General features: G+C 44.5%; 15 protein-coding genes and 1 pseudogene. 4 read left to right on the top strand and 12 right to left on the bottom strand.

The window, feature by feature from the left end:
* Nucleotides 1–33 precede the first annotated feature (33 nt).
* The 8 genes from C1G53_RS13025 to C1G53_RS11710 form a co-directional block, all read right to left on the bottom strand.
* Nucleotides 34–846, bottom strand: a complete 813-nt coding sequence (locus C1G53_RS13025) for a hypothetical protein (protein WP_161941427.1) — start codon at nucleotides 844–846, stop codon at nucleotides 34–36.
* A 21-nt stretch (nucleotides 847–867) separates the two neighbouring features.
* Nucleotides 868–1,302: a CoA-binding protein gene (locus tag C1G53_RS11740; RefSeq protein ID WP_105118756.1), complete on the bottom strand. Its 435-nt coding sequence runs from the start codon at nucleotides 1,300–1,302 to the stop codon at nucleotides 868–870.
* Nucleotides 1,303–1,313: 11 nt separating this feature from the next.
* Entirely contained in the window at nucleotides 1,314–1,580 is a 267-nt protein-coding gene (locus tag C1G53_RS11735) for a hypothetical protein (protein WP_105118755.1), read from the bottom strand.
* Between the two features lie 23 nt (nucleotides 1,581–1,603).
* Nucleotides 1,604–2,353, bottom strand: a complete 750-nt coding sequence (locus C1G53_RS11730; RefSeq protein ID WP_105118754.1) for a glucose-6-phosphate isomerase — start codon at nucleotides 2,351–2,353, stop codon at nucleotides 1,604–1,606.
* Nucleotides 2,354–2,364: 11 nt separating this feature from the next.
* Complete coding sequence (gene polA, locus C1G53_RS11725) at nucleotides 2,365–5,001, bottom strand: DNA polymerase I (protein WP_105118753.1); 2,637 nt, start codon at nucleotides 4,999–5,001, stop codon at nucleotides 2,365–2,367.
* 102 nt (nucleotides 5,002–5,103) lie between these two features.
* Nucleotides 5,104–8,469, bottom strand: coding sequence for an FtsX-like permease family protein (locus C1G53_RS11720; protein WP_105118752.1), 3,366 nt, complete (start codon nucleotides 8,467–8,469; stop codon nucleotides 5,104–5,106).
* Between the two features lie 11 nt (nucleotides 8,470–8,480).
* A complete protein-coding gene (locus C1G53_RS11715; RefSeq protein ID WP_105118751.1) occupies nucleotides 8,481–9,182 on the bottom strand; it encodes an ABC transporter ATP-binding protein in 702 nt (233 codons plus the stop codon).
* A 90-nt stretch (nucleotides 9,183–9,272) separates the two neighbouring features.
* A complete protein-coding gene (locus C1G53_RS11710; protein ID WP_105118750.1) occupies nucleotides 9,273–9,608 on the bottom strand; it encodes a helicase BlpT in 336 nt (111 codons plus the stop codon).
* Between the two features lie 163 nt (nucleotides 9,609–9,771).
* Here C1G53_RS11710 and C1G53_RS11705 point away from each other — a divergent pair, with 163 nt between their 5' ends.
* The 3 genes from C1G53_RS11705 to C1G53_RS11695 are packed head-to-tail and all read left to right on the top strand — an operon-like array spanning nucleotide 9,772 to nucleotide 12,746.
* Complete coding sequence (locus C1G53_RS11705) at nucleotides 9,772–10,989, top strand: hypothetical protein (protein WP_105118749.1); 1,218 nt, start codon at nucleotides 9,772–9,774, stop codon at nucleotides 10,987–10,989.
* 2 nt (nucleotides 10,990–10,991) lie between these two features.
* Nucleotides 10,992–11,852: an ABC transporter ATP-binding protein gene (locus tag C1G53_RS11700; protein ID WP_105118748.1), complete on the top strand. Its 861-nt coding sequence runs from the start codon at nucleotides 10,992–10,994 to the stop codon at nucleotides 11,850–11,852.
* A 12-nt stretch (nucleotides 11,853–11,864) separates the two neighbouring features.
* Nucleotides 11,865–12,746, top strand: a complete 882-nt coding sequence (locus C1G53_RS11695) for a hypothetical protein (protein ID WP_105118747.1) — start codon at nucleotides 11,865–11,867, stop codon at nucleotides 12,744–12,746.
* Nucleotides 12,747–12,813: 67 nt separating this feature from the next.
* Here C1G53_RS11695 and tpx read toward each other — a convergent pair whose 3' ends face one another.
* From tpx to tehB, 3 genes are all read right to left on the bottom strand, one after another.
* The gene (gene tpx, locus C1G53_RS11690) at nucleotides 12,814–13,299 is read right to left on the bottom strand and encodes a thiol peroxidase (RefSeq protein ID WP_044774237.1); all 486 of its coding nucleotides are present in this window, start codon (nucleotides 13,297–13,299) and stop codon (nucleotides 12,814–12,816) included.
* A gap of 74 nt (nucleotides 13,300–13,373) precedes the next feature.
* Entirely contained in the window at nucleotides 13,374–15,827 is a 2,454-nt protein-coding gene (locus C1G53_RS11685) for a heavy metal translocating P-type ATPase (RefSeq protein ID WP_105118746.1), read from the bottom strand.
* A gap of 94 nt (nucleotides 15,828–15,921) precedes the next feature.
* A complete protein-coding gene (tehB, locus tag C1G53_RS11680) occupies nucleotides 15,922–16,779 on the bottom strand; it encodes an SAM-dependent methyltransferase TehB (protein ID WP_105118745.1) in 858 nt (285 codons plus the stop codon).
* 152 nt (nucleotides 16,780–16,931) lie between these two features.
* On the opposite strand from tehB, the pseudogene C1G53_RS11675 reads away from it, so the two are divergent.
* Nucleotides 16,932–17,975 (top strand): annotated as a pseudogene (locus C1G53_RS11675) (zinc-binding dehydrogenase).
* A gap of 188 nt (nucleotides 17,976–18,163) precedes the next feature.
* Here the strand turns inward: C1G53_RS11675 and C1G53_RS11670 are convergent.
* Nucleotides 18,164–19,138, bottom strand: coding sequence for a hypothetical protein (locus tag C1G53_RS11670; protein ID WP_105118744.1), 975 nt, complete (start codon nucleotides 19,136–19,138; stop codon nucleotides 18,164–18,166).
* Nucleotides 19,139–19,372 lie beyond the last annotated feature (234 nt).

Below are 19,372 nucleotides of genomic sequence, written 5' to 3'. Positions count from 1 at the left end.
AGAAAAGGCCCAGAAAATTCTGGAGCCTATTTCTTATTGCAATAATTGCCAATCCAAAACATCTTGAATAGCCGTATTCCTATCTGGCAGGACTTCTGGTCCATCAGAAGTAACTTGACCTGTTTGAGCATCTAAGCGAAAAGTGCCAACAGTATAGGCCTGACTTCCATCAGTAGCCAAGCGATAGATGGTTCCATGACTTTCTGGTCGATAGCCGTCTAAAAAGAAGCTGCTGATTAGACCATTATCAAAAACATCTACATATACTCGAACATTTTCGGAAGAAACCAAGCGAGTTGGGTAGGTTTCATTTCCCCAGATAGAAAAGACAAACATCTGCTCTCCACCAGTCGCAAGTAAGAGTTCTAACTGACCATTTCCATCAATATCGTGTAAGGCATAATAAAATGCAACAGAGGGGTCGATATTTTTTAGGTAGCCCTCTTCCACCGTCGGATCATCAAAGGTTCCGCCACTTCTCAACACTCTTATCCACTTGCTATAGGTATTTAAGATTGCTTGATAATTGGGGTGAAGAGTGGATTGGCTAGGAGGAGCTGCTTGACTACTTTCCTCAGATTGACTGGTTTGGGTTTGACTAGAGCTTTCAGTAACTAAGCTGCTACTAGGACTGGTGCTTGTCGCTGAACTTGTCGTTGAACTTGTGGTTGATGAGCTGGTCGAGTTCGTTGAAGTGCTGGTTGAGGAACTGATTTTAGTAGAACTGCTAGTAGTTGAAGAGGTAGTATCTACAAACCTAGTCTGGCTAGAACAGGCTAGTAAGCTGACCAACATGAAGGTAGATAATCCCAAACATCTTATATATTTCATAGTCAATTTCATCACAGAACCTCCAACTTTCTTCTCTTACACTTCCTGCATCTCTAAATATTCAATCTTGATACACTTGTTCATGACAATGTCATTGCGACCTGCTTGACGAAGAACGTCTTCTGCTTCTTGGCTTTCTAAACCGAGTTGAGCCCAGAAGATTTTCGCATCTGTTTGAACAAATTCACGCGCCACATCTGCCAGAAACTCACTCCGACGAAAAACATTGACAATATCTACAGGTTGGTCGATTTCCAAGAGGTTAGCATAGACCTGCTCTCCTAGGATGGTCTCGCCTACTGCCCTTGGATTGACAGGAATAATCTTGTAGCCTGCTTCTTGCATAAGCTTGGATACCCGATAGGCTGCAGTTTCTTCCCTGCCAGATAAACCAACTACCGCAATGGTTTTAGATTGTTTCAAGTAGTCAAAAATAACAGCTTGACTAGGATTTTGAAATGAATAGGTCATAGCTTTCTCCTTTAGGATACATCAAATCGAAAGATAAATAGAAATAAAACAAGTGCAAGGATTGCCACCAAGCGAATGGTCTTCCCTTCCTTTTCTGTCAGCCGTGTCCGATTGGGTAGTTTTGGAAATACAAACATCAAGACAGCATAGGAGGCACAGCCAAGATTGACCAGGTAATTAATTTTAGTAACCCAGGCTAATACCATACCTAATAGACAAAAGGAAAATCCAACCCAAAATTGCTGACCATAGGTTCTAGTCTTCAACCAGTCTACCATCTGCTACCTCATTCTAACTAACTTTACTTCTTAGAAATATTGTACAGAACGTCCTTGAGCTCGCCAATTGTTTTCTTAAGGTTGGTACGGTCCTTGTCCATACCTGGATCTAAGGAGTAATAGATGGAACCAACGACAACTGAATCATCATAGGCACCTGTTGATTCCATACGGTAGAAGGTAATGCGAGCCATTTTTTGATCCTTCATAATTTGACGACCGACCTGCCATTCTTGGTTGTTTATGGTGACAATTGTCTTTTCAATAAAAGAATGGTTGGTTTCAGCCATACGAGCCTCCAGCTCTTCTGGTGTCATATTACGGCCTTCTTCAAGAGGTGATGTATTAAATGCATTGATATTATACAGCTGAACCATAAAGTTACTAGAATTGGTCTTTACATCATAGACGGCTGCAATCGTTTCATCTTCCGTGTTCTCAGCGTTAATTGTCCAAGTTGCCGGCACATCATAGTAACGGAAATATTCCTTAATATTGCCAGCCTCATCCTTTTCTGCAACACCATTGTTTGCAGCATGGATCTTATGACCTTTTTGGGCTGGATCTGATGGTGGGTTAGCATTCACAACTACGACAGGAGCGTTAGCAAGAACATTCATGGTTTCGTTGCTTGTATCTTGTTTTTCTTTTAAAATAGGTAATTGTGTTGAAAAATCAGCTCCTGACGGATTTGTTCCCGTATTTTCTTTTTTTTCTCCACAACCTGCAAGGAACAAGCTAAACAATCCAATACAAACTAGAGTTTTCTTCATGTCATTCCTTTCTATTTGGCTTCGTACCAAGTCTGGCCATCATTTTCATCGGCAATCAATGGGACTGACAAGGCGATGGCTGACTCCATGGTTTCTTTTACGAGGGCTTTAACTGTTTCCAATTCTGCTCTTGGTACTTCAAGCACAATCTCATCGTGTACCTGAAGGAGCATGCGCGTTGACAGGCCGGCTTCTTCAATTTCCTTGTCCAAGTTGATCATGGCTACCTTGAGAATATCGGCAGCAGAGCCTTGGATTGGGGAGTTGATGGCAGTCCGTTCCGCAAAATTACGGACATTGAAATTACGTGAGTTAATCTCTGGCAATTCACGACGGCGCTTGTAGATGGTTTCTACAAAGCCCTTATCTCTGGCTTCACGGACAATGGTTTCCATGTAGTTCTTGATACCTGGGAAACGTTCAAAATAGGTATCAATATAGTCCTTGGCTTCCTTACGAGTAATGCCCAAGTTGTTGGACAAGCCAAAGTCTGAGATACCGTAAACCACTCCAAAGTTGACTGCCTTGGCATTGCGGCGGTCATTAGCTGTCACATCTTCTGCTTTTTCAATACCGAAGACCCGCATGGCTGTCGAGGTATGAATGTCCACACCTTTTTGGAAGGCTTCAATTAAATGCTCGTCCTTTGAGATATGTGCCAAGACCCGCAGTTCAATCTGCGAATAATCCGATGCCAAGAGTACACTGTTCTCAAGCGACGGCACAAAAGCCTTACGAATCAAGCGACCTTGTTCCAATCGGACTGGGATGTTTTGCAGATTAGGATCTGTTGAGGACAGACGACCGGTCTGTGTCAAGTCCTGCACATATCGGGTATGGATCTTGCCGTCTTCCAAAATCGCATCCTGCAAACCGATAACGTAGGTCGATTGGAGCTTGGTAATCTGGCGATAGTCCAAAATCTTAGAAACCACTGGGGCAATTGGTGCCAGACGTTCCAAGACATCCACTGCTGTTGAGTAGCCTGTCTTGGTTTTCTTGGTATATTCCAAAGGCAAGCCCATGTCTTCAAATAGGATGATGCCAAGTTGTTTTGGCGAGTTGATATTGAATTCCTGACCAGCCAGCTCGTAAATTTCCTTGGTCAGTTGTTCAATCAAAACTTCATTTTCAGCCTGCATGGTTTGTAAAGTTTCTTTTTGAACCTTAATCCCTGTGATTTCCATCTTAGCTAGGACATTTGCCAGAGGCAATTCCATATCAAAGAGCAGGGAAATTTGCTGATTTTCTTCCAGTTTTTCCAACATGACCGCTTCTGTTTCAATAAGGACTTGAAGCTTCTTGGCAAGGTGGGGGAAGAATTCTGCTCGCTCTGGAAGTGCCAATTTTGCTCCCTTGCCATAGACCACCTCATCTGGAACCACACGGGTCTGACCATAGAGGTTGGCAATGGTTGTGATGGCGTTGTCCTCGACTGTTGACAGGAGATACTTTGCCAAACGGCTGTCAAAACTCGCTAATAGCAAGTCAATGCCCTGACGAGCTAGGAGGACTTTTCCACGTTTAAAATCATAGGTTTTAACAGGTTGATTTTCTAAGAAGTCACGCAAGATTGGGCTGTCGAGGAGTTCTGGTCCCCCAACATAAATCTGCTCTTTGTCACCCCAAGCTAGTCCCACCAGATCTTCACGGTGGTAGTTCTCACCCAAGATTTCAAAATAGAAAAATTGATCTGCGTGCAGCATGCCCTCAGTCAATTCGGTGACCGTTTGGAACTCTACTGCAGGAAGTTCTGCCTCAGCGCTGGTTCCCAACTGAGCTCGCAACTGCTTGAAGCCCATATCATCGTAGAATTGTCCTAGTTCTTCGACTTTTGGTCCCTCGTAGATAAGGTCATCCAGTCCGATTTCAATAGGTGCATTAGTGTCGATGGTCGCAAGAGTGCGCGATAGGAAGGCCTGTTCCTTATCAGCAATCAGGTTTTCCTTCATCTTGGAAGCCTTCATGCTATCGATGTTTTCATAAATGCCGTCTAGGGAGCCATGTTCTATCAGGAGTTTGAGGCCTGTTTTTTCACCGATTTTGGTTACGCCAGGGATGTTATCGGACTTATCACCCATGAGTGCCTTGAGGTCAATAAACTGAGCGGGGGTGATACCCATTTTTTCCATGAGGTAGGCTGGGGTAAATTCTTCGAATTCGGCTACGCCTTTCTTAGAAATCTCAACGACGGTGTTTTCGTCTGTCAGCTGGATCAAGTCCTTATCACCGCTGACAATGGTCACATCGAAGGGAATGTCTGTCCGCTCTGCCATTTTGTCCAAGGTACCGATAATATCGTCTGCCTCGTACTGAGCTAGCTCATAGTGCTTAACCCCCATGGCATCCAACATCTGACGAATGAAGGGGAACTGCTCTCGGAACTCGTCTGGAGTCTTGGCCCGACCTGCCTTGTAATCGGCGTACATCTCAGTACGGAAGGTGGTCTTGCCAGCGTCAAAGGCCACGAGAATGTGGGTCGGTTCAATCCGCTTCATCATGTGGTCCAACATCAGATTAAAGCCGTAAATGGCATTGGTATGCAGACCATTGGCATTTTTGAAACGGTCGATTTGATTATAAAGTGCAAAGAAAGCACGGAAGGCTACGGAAGAGCCATCAATGAGTAATAACTTATTTTTTTTCATAGGTCTATTATAGCATGGATGCGGAAGATTTGTGGGTGGTGGAGGGCTGGAATAGCAAAGAAAATCCTAGTCAGTGACTAGGATTTTTCCTTGCAATATACCTTACTCAACTGATTTTAGAGCTTCTAGCATATCCACCTTTCTCAGATGATGGTTGACGTAGATACCAAGGACTGCCAGAATGCCGATAATAGCCACCACTGGAATGATATAAACTTCCAGTCCGACAGCGGGATTAAATCGAATGCTATCAGACCCAATCATTTCAAGGAGCAACCTGTGCAGATTGGTACCGCCTATTAGTCCAACCACAATTCCGATTATAGACAGGACAATGGTTTCCCGATAGATATACATGGTCACCTCCCGATTATGGAAGCCTAAAACTTTAATAGTGGATAATTCTCGAATCCGCTCGGACATGTTGATGATGGTGAGATTATAGAGAATAACCAGTCCAAGCAAGATTGACAGAAGGACCAGAATGGTCATTATGGTTTGTAGAGATCCTGCAATAGTGGTCAGCATAGCCATAAGTGAGGTATTTTGCACCAGACTTTTGACTGCTGGCATGGCTAGTAGCTGGCTAGCAAGCTTCTGGACATGGCTGGTCTTATCATTTTTCAGTTGCACCAGATAGGCATTGGCTGTCTTTTGCTTGCCAGTCACTTGCTCATAATAGCCTCTGGTCATATAGATGAAGTGCCCGGCGTACATATCAGCAATAGCTGCGACTCTGACCTGCACTTCCTTGTCTTCCAGAGTAAGTCCTATTTTATCCCCGACACTAACACCGTAGATTTGGGCTAGTTTTTCCGTGAGGACAATGCCCCTGCCACTCAGCTGGATAGCTTTACCAGAAGAATTTTCAAGACTGACTAGATTTCCCAAATCCTGACGGTCTGAAATATACAGTCCAATGGAAATATTTTTTCTCTGGCCACTAGTTTCCACTGTTTGACTGAGCTGTTCAAAAGCCACTGGCAAGGATTGACCAACCTGGTCCGACTGGAGAAAGGCTGTTAATTTGTCTAAGTCCTCCTCATCTGCTCTGCTATTTTCTACTACCAACAGATCATAATGAATGAGTTCCCCAAACTGCCGTTGGACAACCCCTGAGATGGAGGAGCGAATACCTAGACCGCCAAAGAGGAGAGCGACTGTCCCTGCTACACCGAAGATGGTCATGAGCATGCGGAGCTTGTAACGGAAGATATTGCGGGCAGTCACCTTGTGGGTGAAGCTCAGGCGGGACCAGATGGCTGTCCACTTTTCCAGCCAAATGCTAGAACCTGCTGCTGGAGGTTTGGGAAGGAGTAATTGAGCCGGTTTCTCGGTCAATTCTCTCTGGGCCACCAGATAGGCGGGCAAAACGGAGGAAATCAATGATAGGAGCACGGCTAAACCAGTCCAGAAGGGATAAAAGTGTAGCTTGGCAGGTCCAATCACCGTCGTCTGCGTAATAATACTTGAAATCAAAGGTGATAGGACAAGATTTCCCGCTAGAATACCGACAAGAGTACCAACTAGGCCAGCTGCTAGTCCATACAAAATGAATTTGGCCATGATTTGCCTATTGGTATAGCCAAGGGCCTTGAAAATGCCTGACTGGGTCCGCTCTTCATCGACAAAACGAGCCATGGTGGTAAAGGTGACCAGAGCAGCGACTAGATAGAGAACAACCGGGAAGACATTGCCTACTGCTGCGATGGACTTGGTCGCATTGCTATAGGTCGTGTAGCCATCGCCTCCTGGCAAACTGGACCTGGTGTAAATCTGATAAGGTGATTTTTCCAGCTTGCTCAGGTCGGACTTGGCCTGGACAATCTCTGTTTTGGCTTGGCTGATTTCTTGATTGGCTTCTGCCTGTTTTTCAGACAATTGAGATTGGGCCTGGGCTAATTCCTTGTCTGCCGCTTCCAAGCGCAACTCTTCTTGACGAAGTTTCAAGTCAGAAGATTCCAATTGACTGACACCCCATTCATAATCTGAAACGCCATTTTGATAGGCTGCCAGACCTTGTTCATACTGGGATAGACCTGATTGGTAGTGGGCCAAACCAGTCTGGTATTCCTGATTCCAGGTTTGATAATCAGCTAGACTAGCTTCATATTCTATAACCTTGGATTGGTAGTAGTCATAGTTATTGATATAGGATTGGTGAGCTTGGTCATAGTTAGCTTCAAGCTGATCTAAACGAGCTTTTTCTGCGTCCAATGCTTCCTGTCTAGCTAATAAGTCAGGATAGTCAGATAATGTCTGTCCAGCCTGAACCTGACTGGCAATCAGCTGATTTAAACTTTGTTGGTTTTGGTACCAGTTGGCACGACCAGTTGAAATTTGTGAAGCTGTTTGACTAAGTCGCACATTCTGTGCATTCAGTTCAAGTTTTGCTGCATCTAAGCGCTGAACTGCTTGGTCCAGTTCTTCCTGGATTCCTTCAAGAAAGGAAGTAGTTTGGTCCAGTTTGGCTTTCTGGCTATCCAATTCTTTCTTGCTTTCTTCTAATTGAAACTTGGTTTGTAGCAATTGGGCCAGTACTGTCCGCAATTCCATTTCCGATTGAACTAGTTTGGCCCTGCCACGCGCAAACTCACTGCGACCACTTGCGACCTGCTCCTGACCAGTCGCCAAGTCTGTTGCCGCTTGGTCAAGCTGGGATTGAGCCTGGGCAATGTCTTCTTCCCCCTTAGCAATCTCTGTTTGCCCTTCTGCTTGAATGCTGGCCAAGCGTTGTTCATCGTTGTTTGCTAATAGCTTATCTAGGTCTTCTTGATGTTGGTCCAATTTCTCTTGATAGGCCTGACTGTAGTAAGGTAAATTTGCCAAATCATCATAGACAATTCTAGCTATGGTAAAGACATCAGACTGAAAAACCTCCTCCGCAACAACTCCATAACCAGCCAACTGCCCATCACCACTTGTGGCCAGTCCCATGGTTTCATTGTCCCAGATTTCTGACGAAGCCACAAAACCAACAACTGTAAAGGTAGTTTGGGTCAAAACAGTCCCATCCTTATCTGGCTCAGTCACCTGAAAGGCGTCACCCAATTTGTAACTTGCTTGTAGGGAGGGAGATAGAGCTATCTGGCCCTTCTTGCTCGGGAGTTTACCTTCTACTAATTTATAGGTTGAAATAGATTTTGGCTCTGAAAATAGTCGAACGGCCGTTTGATTTTTCTTGTCTACTACATCATTAAAATGGCCAGCCTCTACTGTCGCACCTTTTATTGCTTCCAATTCGTCCAGGTCAGCCTGGCTGATACCCAAACCTGAAATGACAGCCAAATCCATTGTCCTATGGTCAGAGATATAGGTTTGGGCAGTTTTTTCCATATTGGGAGCTGTTACTTTCAGACCTGTCAGAGCCAGGGCTCCCAGCATCATCAGGCTAAAGATGGACAAAAAACGCCCCTTGGAAGAAAGCAGAGATTGCCTCATATCCTTCCAGTAGATTTTCTTTTTCATCATATCACCCACTAATATTCTAGACTAGCAATATCCTGCGGTTCTGCATTCAGTTCAACAGAATGCACACGGGCATCCCGCATCCGAATGACCCTATCTGCAATAGGTGCCAGAGAGCTATTGTGGGTCACGATAATCACCGTTGCCCCTTGTGTGCGGGACATATCTTGCAGGATTTGCAAGACCTGCTTACCTGTTTGGTAGTCCAGAGCGCCAGTTGGTTCATCGCAAAGCAAAATTTTAGGCTTTTTAGCAACGGCACGGGCAATGGCCACACGTTGTTGTTCACCGCCTGAAAGCTGAGCAGGGAAATTATTGATACGGTGACCGAGTCCGACCTCTTCCAAGACCTCCTCAGCATCCAAGGCATCCTTGACGATTTCCGCAGCCAGTTCCACATTTTCCTTGGCGGTCAGATTGGCAACCAAGTTATAAAATTGAAAGACAAAACCTACATCATCTCTACGATAGTTGGTCAATTCATGGCTGGACAGCTTGGCAATATCCACACCGTCAATCCAAACCTCCCCCTCGTCATTGCTATCCATGCCACCTAAGATATTGAGCAGAGTGGATTTTCCAGCACCAGATGAACCCAGAATGATGACCAGCTCCCCCTGCTCAATCTCAAAGGACACACCGTTATTTGCCACAATGGTCGCATCCCCCATTTGGTAGTATTTTGACGAATTCTTTACTTGGATATAGGACATGGCACACCTCGCTTCTTCTCTTCCTAATGACTATATTCTTATTCTTTATTATAGCACAAAAGAGGGATTCTCACCCTCTCTGATCATCTATTATACTTGGGCAATAGCAGAGCCACCATAGAGTTTCAATTCTTCTCTGATAGTTTGGTAGTAGTAGCGATCAAAGGCCTGCCAAGCCTGCCTGCTAGTCTCACTCAATCGCAGGTCGCCTAGTCCAACCAAAAAACTGGTCGAACGGTAGAATTTCTCAATCGCAATCAGTTCTGTATTGGTGACCGACTTGGCCTCCGACAATAGGCGTGTCGTCTCAGTCAAATTATGTTGGAACCGTTGCTCATCAACTGTCCCCCGCTTATCTGCTTGAAAGGCCCGATTCAAGTCTTGAATGAGGGCCAAAACGTCTTGAATAATCTCTGTCTTTTCCATACAAGACCCTCCTTGTTTATGATGGATTTAGTATATCAAATTAGACAAAAATATTCCAGTCCTTTGTATAATCCCTTGATTTATGTTTATATTGATATTATAATGATAGAAAATGACACATTTATACATCTATCCGTTCGCCATTTATCCCCTGGAGGTATCTATGTTTCAAATTGAAGGAAAGCTATTTTTCCGTATCAAGAAAAACTTGGTCGCTATCTTGGTCATGCTGATGACGATTCTAGCTAGTTCCCTTCTAGCAGGCTACCACAATCGCCAAGCCAAATTAAAGGTCATCCAACACCATGAACAGTCTATCCAAAATTTTGAAAATATCATTCAAGATTTAGAAACACAGTATCAGAATCAAACTCTCAGCGAAGAAGATTATCAGGCTGAAAAAACATTCTTTACAGACTATATTGCCAACTACCAGAAGGAGATTGAGGCGGTCAAAAAGGAGAACTGGACCTATTTTTATGAGAAAAATATCCAGCACTATCAGAAGGATGGACAGTATATCAGCCATGTCTATCAAAGCTATGAATTTGCCCCACAAACCATCGAAAATACCTTCTTGATGTCCAAGTATCTGCTAGAAAAGGAGATACCCTCAGCTTTTCCAACTGAGCTTTACCTAACAGCCTTTGAACATCCCAAAACACCAACAGACAGGGAAATTGTCAAGAGCCTGGGCCAGCAGGCCTTAAAGGGAACCAGCCATGAAATCTGGCAGGGGCAAAAACAGCTGGGGCTTGTCATCACCCTTCCTCTCTTTCTCCTAGCTTTCATCAACTTTTTCATCAAAGACCAGCAGGGAACTATCCGACAAATCCGCCTTTTACAGACCCTAGGGCTGACTAGAATCCGAATTACAACCAATAAATACCTGGCTTTCCTGACACTATATACTGCCCTCTTTCTCACCCTCTATCTGAGCCATTTGCTCATCGCTTTTTTACTAAACGGCAATAGTAGTTGGATCTATCCCGTCACCACCTATAGCAGTAAGGGACTGGCTTACAGTTTTATCACCACAACCATAAAACCTATTTACCAAGTCATCTTGCTGGCCTGTGGCATGCACTATCTCTACCTTCTATTTTTGCTGGGAGTGGCACAGACCTTGGCTAGAGTCTTAAAAAATGGACTGGCTGGACTGGTTGTCACACTAGGACTTGTCATCTCTGCCAATTTCTTTCCCCATATCTTCAATCCATTTAGCCTATGGAATGCGGGCAATCTGGCGGACGGAAGTGCTATCATCTACCAGCAATTAACAGGATACAGCATTCCAAAAGTCTTTACGGTTCTTCTCATCAGTAACCTGCTCATCTATATCCTGCAATTCTATCTCCTGACAAGAAAAAGTGAGGTCTAACCATGCGATTATCCATTCACAATTTGTGCAAATCCTACGGGAAAAATAAGATACTAGACCAGCTAAACCTAGAACTGGCGGAGCCTGGAATCTGGGCCTTGATTGGACCAAATGGAGCTGGAAAGACAACTCTCCTAGACTGCATTGCCAACCTGCAATCCTTTGATTCGGGAGAGATTTCAATAAATGGCAAAAAGCACGATAATCCAAATGTCTACCAAACCTTTGCCTACCTGCAGGACAACCGTGTCCTCTACCCTGAATTGACGGGGCTAGAACACTTACGATTGGTCCAGACTATCCAAGGTTTACCCAAAGAGCGGATTGAGGAAGTCATCCAAGAAATCGGCATCCGTGATTACGTGAAGATCCCTGTCAAAAATTATTCCCTAGGAATGAAGCAACATCTCCTGCTGGCAATCGGTATTATGAACAAGCCCCAGGTCATGCTCTTGGATGAACCCTTGAACGGCTTGGACCCGACCAGCTACATCCAGACCAGAAAATTGCTCCAGAAACTAGCCAAAAATGGTTCAACCATTATCGTGTCTTCCCACCAATTAAACGAGGTGGACCAACTAACCGACCAACTGCTCTTTCTTAAACAGGGAAAAATCATTGAGTGGAAACTGGAACAGGTTGGGCGACAATATGCCATTCAGACTAGTGACAATCAGACAGTGTATCAGAAACTTGGGCAAATGAAGGGACTGACTTTGGCCAATGATAGCATTCAGCTAGACACCAGTGTTCACAGTCTGCATTTCTACCTAGACCAAGTCATGGCGTGTCAGGTGGAAATTCTAGATATTAGCATTCAGGAGCACCAGTCCGAAGAAATCTATAAAGAACTATTTGAATAGGGAGGCTTGACCATGAATCTATTGTCCCTTTTCATTCTACGACTGAAACGCAATGCTATTTTTCTAGCCCTCATGACTGCTGTGGCTCTTATCCCGCTTGCTCTGTCCTATCGGAATGTTCTAGAGGCCGAAAACTTGCGCTTTGAGGACCGAACCCGTATCATACAAGTCAAAAAAGAAGCTGAAACCTTCTTGTATGCTGACGATAAGGAAGCCCAAGCCTTAGACCAGGAAAGCATGGATTATTATAAAAAACTCTTGGAACTGACGACCACCTACTTAGAAAAGGAACATATCCAAGGAAAAAGTCAGGAGGTCTTGGAAACGGAGTTAGAACTCTACCAGACCTTGCAAAACTGGGAGGCAAAGGGGCATAATATCAACCATTTTACGAACAGCGAACTGGCAGAACGTATCACAGTCTATAAAAACGTTCTAGAGCAAGCTCTTACTTTTCACTACTCTACTGCTCCCAAGGACTTTTATATGACCTTCTTGCAACTTCTTCCTACCAGTATCTATATCATCCCCCTTGTCATCTGCTCTTTGATAGTCTGGCTCCTCATGACCGACCTTTCCAAACATCGTGGCCTCCTCTTTATCAACGGACTATCCCCTGGTCAATATGCCACTAGCCTGACCTTACTTGCTCTTCTCCTCCAAGTTGCTATCTATGCTCTCATCCTGTTCATGCTACTTCTATTGGCACATCAGTTCCAATTTACCTTCCAAGAAGACTATCCTCTACTAGTCGGCACAAATACTCTATCTACCATATCTATCAGGGAACAATTACAGAAACTCCTGCTGGTAATGGCTGGAATGACAGGTTTCTATCTGACCTTTATCCGATTAGCAACGGCTAAAGTCCTACAAACATACAAGCGAAAATAAGCCATCGCGAAAATGGTGGCTTTTTGAATGCAAAAAACGATGCCTGTTCAGACATCGTTACATTCTTTTATTTAACAGCCTCCAAAGCCGCATCATAGTCTGGATGTTCGTTAACATTGTCCAGATATTCTACATAGGTGATTTCATTGTCGGCATTGAGGACAAAGACTGCACGCGCCAGCAAGTTCCACTCTCGCATGAGCACACCGTAGGATTTACCAAAGGCATGGTCATAGTAATCAGACAGGGTCACTGCATCTTCCAAACCTGCGGCGCCACACCAGCGTTTTTGAGCAAAAGGCAGGTCTGCCGAAATAGTAATGACAACCGTATTGTCACGGTCAGCCAGCTCCTGATTGAAGCGACGGGTCTGGGTATCACAAATCCCTGTATCAATAGAAGGCACAACACTGATAACCTTGGTCTGCTTGCCAAAGTCTTTCAGACTTTTCAAACTCAGGTCATTGGCCATGAGGACAAAGTCAGGAGCCGTATCTCCCACTCGTAACTGCGGACCTACCAAGGTCACCGGTTTTCCAATAAAGGTTGTCATATCTATCTCCCTTGCACTTAATATATCTATTGTAAGCGTTTATGTAAAAAAATACCAGTTTTTTGACTGGTATTTTAGTTTATGTTCACTCTTTTCAATCGCAGAGCGTTCAAGACGACTGACACTGAGCTGAGAGCCATGGCTGCACCTGCAAACATAGGATTGAGCAGAGGCCCACCGAATACATGTAACAACCCCATGGCGATTGGAATACCAATCACGTTATAGGCAAAGGCCCAGAAGAGATTTTGTTTAATAGTTCGCATGGTTGCCTGGCTGAGTTTGATGGCCTTAACCACATCCAAAATGTCACTATGCATGAGGACAATGTCGGCAGACTCAATAGCAATATCAGTCCCTGAACCAATGGCTAGACCCACATGGGCTTGAGCTAGAGCTGGGGCATCGTTGATGCCGTCACCTACCATAGCAACAGTCTTACCCTCTTCTTGTAAGAGCTTGACTTGGTTGGCCTTGTCATCTGGCAGAACCTGACTGACCACCTGTGTAATGCCGACTTCCCTAGCAATAGCTTGGGCAGTGTTTTCATTGTCACCAGTCAGCATGACAACATCTAAGCCCATAGCTTGCAAAGCCTGGATAGCTTGGCGACTGGTTTCTTTCACTTTATCAGCAATGGCAATGACTGCCAGCAAGCCTTCTTGGTTGGCTAGGAAAACAGGCGTCTTAGCTTGTCGGGCAAATGTTTCCGCAACTGCACGTCCTTTGGAAACATCAATTCCCTGCTCCCTCATCAACTGTTCATTTCCCAAATAGATGGTCTGCTCTGCTATTGTCACCGAAAGACCACGACCTGAAAGTGCCTGAAAATTGGTGGCAGGCAACAAATCAATCTTTTCTGTCTGAGCAGCTTGCAGGAGGGCCTGAGCCAATGGATGCTCAGAAAATTGCTCGCTACTTGCGGCCAGCTGGAGGACTTGCTCACGATTTTTTGCTGACAAGAGATGAATATCTGTCACCTGCGGCTTGCCCTCTGTAATGGTCCCTGTCTTGTCAAAGACAATAGTGTTCACACCTTGCAAGGTTTCAATAGCTTGACCAGACTTGAACAAAAGACCATTTTCTGCACCTTTTCCAGTCCCGACCATGATGGCCGTCGGAGTTGCTAGACCCAGTGCACAGGGACAGGCGATGACCAAGACCGAGATGGTAATGGACAGAGAGAAAATCCAGGAATGTTGCCCCAAGAGCAACCAAGCCAGTCCTGAGAGGACCGCAAGTCCCATGACAATGGGCACAAAGACGGCAGATACTTGGTCAGCCAATTTGGCTATGGGAGCCTTAGAGCCCTGTGCCTCTTCTACCAAGCGAATAATCTGAGCCAGAGTCGTGTCACGACCGACCTTGGTAGCTTGCATGGTAATAGCCCCTTGCTGGTTTAAGGTTCCACCAAAGATGCTATCACCTTCCATCTTCTGAACTGGCAGGCTCTCACCCGTCAACATGGACTCATCAACAGTCGAATTGCCCTGAACCACAACCCCATCCACCGCAATTTTTTCACCAGGGCGGACAATAAGGAAGTCCCCCACAACCACATCTTCCATAGGCACTTGGATTTCTTGTCCATCTCGTATCACTTGGGCAGTCTTGGGAGCCAAATTCATCAGCTTCTTAATGGCCTCAGAAGTCTGACCTTTAGACCTAGCTTCAAAATATTTCCCCAGAGTAATCAGGGTTAGAATAACAGCAGCTGATTCAAAATAGAGTTCAGGATGGTGACCGTGCATGGCTACTTCTTTCCCCATCAGAAGAAAAGCAACCATCAAAAGCCCCTGAACCAAGGCAGCACCTGTTCCAACGGCGATTAGTGAGTCCATATTCGGATGACCTTGCAAAAGGGTTTTAAAGCCTTTTTGGAAAAAACTGCGTCCGATATAAAGGATAGGGATGAGCAAGAGGATTTGACTGACCGCAAAAACGAGCGGTTGATGGAGCAAAGCTGGCAAAGGCAGACCACCAAAAGGCAACATGGGTCCCATGGCAATATAAAGCAAGGGAAGGGTGAAAACAGCTGACCAGACAAAGCGGTCCCATAGATTTTCTTCCCTGCTTGGTCCCTTATCCACCATCTCTTCCACTTCATCTGGTCGAATAAGCTGATAACCTGCTTGCTCAACTGCTTTTTCAAGACTAGCTGGATTTTGCCTATCACGGCTATAACGGATGGTCGCCTTTTCTGTTGCCAGATTGACAGAGACTTCTTCTACGCCCTCTAGTTTGCCCAGAGCTTTTTCAACCGTCATGGCACAGGAAGCACAGGTCATGCCTTCAATAGCATAGGTTTCTGTGATAAGGTTGCGAACCAAACCATAGCCAGCCTTTTCAACTGCTTGACCAATGTCGCTCAGGCTCAAGACATTTTCATCAAAACTGACACTCAATTTTTCAGTTGCCAAATTGACACTAGCTTTTTCTACTCCTGTCAACTTCCCGACAGCTTTTTCTACTGTCATGGCACAGGAAGCACAGGTCATGCCTGATACACTAATACTTTCTTTTTGCATGATAACACTCCTTTTGACTACATCTGTAATCATATTATACAAAACTCGACTACATTTGTAAACGAATTTGTTTTGAAAAAAGAGAGGTTACCCTCTATTTTTTCCTGGCCAACATAGTCGCAAACCGCATTTTGAGGAAATTGCCATTCTCATCACGCTTATGAAGTTGACCAAAGTCTTCGTTGTACTTGACCAAGTTCCAGTCACGATAGTATTCCTTCAACTCCCCTGCTCCAAAGGTAAAGGAGAAATTCATAGGACAAGGGGCATCTTCCGTATCCATGGCTGCTACAATCAAGTTGTAACCACCCGGTCTTGTTCGTTCCTGCATATTTTGGATAATGGCGGGTATACGGTCACGCTCCAAAAACATGAAGACCACTGTTGAGATAATCCAGTCGTAGTCCTGCTCCAGACTGGCTGAATTGATGTCATAGGTCCCAGCCTGCAAGTCCAAGTCCTCCACTTCCTTGACCTGCAAGAGCGTCTGAATGCTCGGCACATGCTTATCAACCGCCGTCACCTCAAACCCCTGCTGAGCCAAGTAGAGACTGTTCCTACCATGACCACAGCCCAGGTCCAAGACCTTACATGGCTCGATGATCTTCAATGCCTCCAAGACTTCCGAATGCGTCCGCGTGTAGTCGTACTTTTTAGCAAAATAATCCTCTGGCTGACAGAAAAATTCCAAGAAAAACTCCGTATCCTCTGTCAACAAGGTCACCCGATGCCAAGCCTGTGGCTCGACAAAAGGAACATCATCTGTCGGACCATAGACATATTCTCCCAAAATCTCATTGTCATCAGAAATGGGCTCAAATTTGAGCTGACCTTTCAAGACTTTTATTTTAGCCCAAGTACCGACCTTGGTATTATGCTTAGTCAAAAAATGCTGGGGAACCGTCTCCTGATTCCAAATGGGCATGCGTTTGTAAGGAACTAAAACAGTCATCATCTCTCCTCATCTTTCTACTCTCCTTAGTCTATCATAAAGAAATCTACCCTTCAATCCATTTTTTACTTGAATTGGAACGAACTCCAAGGTGTATAATATTCCATATCATTTAGAAAGACTATTTACTGCGAAGTAAATATGGGATAAATATAAAAACAGCTATTTATGAAAAAGCCGGCAAGATGACCCTTGCTGAAGTCGAAAAACCAAGCCTACAAGCTAAGGACAATGTCATCATCAAGGTCGTTAGGGCCTGTGTCTGTGGGTCGGACCTTTGGGGCTAGGGAGAAGACATTCACCATGACCACGGTGACACCAACTCTGGTCATGAAGCCATCGGAATTGTAGAGGCAGTCGGCGAGGATATTACAACCCTTGTTCCTGGTGACTTTGTGATCGTTCCATTTACACATGATTGCGGACACTGTGATGCCTATCGTGCTGGCTTTGACGGTACTTGTGACAACCATCCAGGCTACACCAACTGGGGCAACAACTACCAGTCTCAATACATTCGTTTCCACTACGGCAACTGGGCCTTGGTCAAAATTCCTGGTCAGCCAAGTGACTACTCAGGAAGCATGATCAAATCTCTCTTGACTCTGGCAGATGTTATGCCAACTGGCTACCACGCAGCCCGCGTAGCGGATGTCAAACCAGGTGACAAGGTTGTTGTCATCGGTGATGGTGCAGTGGGTCAATGCGCAGTCATTGCCGCAAAAATGCGTGGTGCCTCTCAGATTATCATGATGAGCCGACACGCAGATCGTCAACAAATGGCTTTGGAATCAGGGGCAACTGCTGTTGTTGCCGAACGTGGTGAGGAAGGCATTGCTAAGGTCCGTGAAATCCTCGGTGGTGGAGCGGATGCTGCCCTCGAATGTGTTGGTACAGAAGCTTCTATAGACCAAGCCCTCGGTGTTCTTCACAATGGTGGTCGTATCGGTTTTGTCGGTGTGCCACACTACAACAACCACGCCCTTGGCTCAACCTTTGCTCAAAATATCATTATCGGTGGTGGCTCTGCTTCTGTCACAACCTATGATAAGGAAATTTTGCTCGATGCTGTTCTCAAAGGTAACATCAACCCAGGTCGAGTTTTCACCCAAACTTACAGCCTGGACAATATCGACCAAGCCTACAAAAACATGGCCAACCGTAAAACCATCAAGGCAATGGTGACGGTGGATTAAGATAAATAATAAGCCCCAGATAGTCTCGAAACTGTCTTGGGCTTATTTTATGAGCTCTATGAAATTCAAGGCTCAACTATTCATACATAATTCTACTAAGGAAGTCTGCGCTATCTGCGATCATCCCAGACATATCTTCATAGCTGGCTTTGATGCTCAAAATCTGGTTAGGGTTGATACTCTTTTGACTAGTCATTGTTGTACTCCTCTGGCTTCTTGGCATAGGTCGCGATATCCTCGAACTTGGTAATCCGATGGTCTTCACCATCAATAGTCGCTAGCCCATCTAGGTACGCTAGATCATAAAAATTCAAACCTCTGTTCATAAATAACTGATGCATTGCTATGATCCCTTCTTGATTGATGATAGTATTGTCCACAACATCAAAGATGGGATAGACTTCTGCATCTTCTTGGTCAAGAAGAAGTGTCGCTTGAGGATCCGCATCCTTTAGATTGATAGAGCCATCATAGAAATCCGACTTCCCACTCCTTCTCCAAGAGAGTGAAAATTGCGATAGTCCATCAAAATAGGTATCCAAGTAGAGGTACTCATAATTAGTTAACTTGGGAGTAATATATGGTGCTTCTCCCTCAATCAGTCCTGTATCTATATTGAGTATAAGAGATTTTTTCATATCCCCTTTTCCTATTCCAATATATGTGTAGTTGGAATCTCCTATCTGAAATAGATCTCCTCCTCCTCCAGACATATGAAAACGATAGCCGTCATCTTTCAGATAGTCCAGGAGTACCTGCACAAGGTCAATCCGTTTCTTCTCTAGGTTTGAAGTTCTCAGATCGTAAACGTCCAAAAATCGATACTCATCCACTTCCATCTCCTTGATAGTTGGCCCAGGGAAACGGTCTCGTTCCTTATAGACCGTTCGAATCAAGTAATTCTTATTTGCGGCTGTTAGAGGGGAATCGCGCCTCTCCTCTAGATTAATCTCCACTTGGTTAGCCACCTTCCAGTCGATGATAATGCCATTCCCATCAGCCACAAAGCGATAATCTTCCACCTCATATATGGGGGTGATACTATAAACCTTACTTTCATCGTCTTCTTCACTCTTTACGGCATTTACTTGACTACAGCCCGAAAAGAGAAAACAAATTGAAATCAAACCGATTAACTGTTGATTAAACCATCTTTGACTCATTAATAATTACACCTCATTTCCAAACTTATTAATCTATAATTTAACTATATAGTCCAAAAAGACTTTTCTTTTTTCCTTCATTCGTTTAACCCCATTGTTATATAAACACCTTTTTTATAAAAAAATTCAGACAGTTTATATTTGTAAGTATAGTTTTTCATTATTAGAAGCATAAATGTCTATGTTCTCAGAATTCGTCCCATATACTGTCTCAAAGATAACTTCAACATATAA

The organism is Streptococcus suis, from assembly GCF_002960445.1.
GTDB lineage: Bacteria > Bacillota > Bacilli > Lactobacillales > Streptococcaceae > Streptococcus > Streptococcus hyiners.
Note: the sequence above shows the minus strand (reverse complement) of the source record. Positions and strands in the feature narration are given on the sequence as shown.

What these genes read in the sequence shown, in the direction of transcription:
- C1G53_RS11705 (WP_105118749.1), top strand. Translation starts at nt 9,772, where the DNA reads ATGTTTCAAATTGAAGGAAAGCTATTTTTCCGTATCAAGAAAAACTTG.
- C1G53_RS11670 (WP_105118744.1), bottom strand. Translation starts at nt 19,138, where the DNA reads ATGAGTCAAAGATGGTTTAATCAACAGTTAATCGGTTTGATTTCAATT.
- C1G53_RS11695 (WP_105118747.1), top strand. Translation starts at nt 11,865, where the DNA reads ATGAATCTATTGTCCCTTTTCATTCTACGACTGAAACGCAATGCTATT.
- C1G53_RS11710 (WP_105118750.1), bottom strand. Translation starts at nt 9,608, where the DNA reads ATGGAAAAGACAGAGATTATTCAAGACGTTTTGGCCCTCATTCAAGAC.
- C1G53_RS11715 (WP_105118751.1), bottom strand. Translation starts at nt 9,182, where the DNA reads ATGTCCTATATCCAAGTAAAGAATTCGTCAAAATACTACCAAATGGGG.
- C1G53_RS11720 (WP_105118752.1), bottom strand. Translation starts at nt 8,469, where the DNA reads ATGAAAAAGAAAATCTACTGGAAGGATATGAGGCAATCTCTGCTTTCT.
- polA (WP_105118753.1), bottom strand. Translation starts at nt 5,001, where the DNA reads ATGAAAAAAAATAAGTTATTACTCATTGATGGCTCTTCCGTAGCCTTC.
- tpx (WP_044774237.1), bottom strand. Translation starts at nt 13,299, where the DNA reads ATGACAACCTTTATTGGAAAACCGGTGACCTTGGTAGGTCCGCAGTTA.
- C1G53_RS11700 (WP_105118748.1), top strand. Translation starts at nt 10,992, where the DNA reads ATGCGATTATCCATTCACAATTTGTGCAAATCCTACGGGAAAAATAAG.
- C1G53_RS11735 (WP_105118755.1), bottom strand. Translation starts at nt 1,580, where the DNA reads ATGGTAGACTGGTTGAAGACTAGAACCTATGGTCAGCAATTTTGGGTT.
- C1G53_RS11730 (WP_105118754.1), bottom strand. Translation starts at nt 2,353, where the DNA reads ATGAAGAAAACTCTAGTTTGTATTGGATTGTTTAGCTTGTTCCTTGCA.
- tehB (WP_105118745.1), bottom strand. Translation starts at nt 16,779, where the DNA reads ATGACTGTTTTAGTTCCTTACAAACGCATGCCCATTTGGAATCAGGAG.
- C1G53_RS11740 (WP_105118756.1), bottom strand. Translation starts at nt 1,302, where the DNA reads ATGACCTATTCATTTCAAAATCCTAGTCAAGCTGTTATTTTTGACTAC.
- C1G53_RS11685 (WP_105118746.1), bottom strand. Translation starts at nt 15,827, where the DNA reads ATGCAAAAAGAAAGTATTAGTGTATCAGGCATGACCTGTGCTTCCTGT.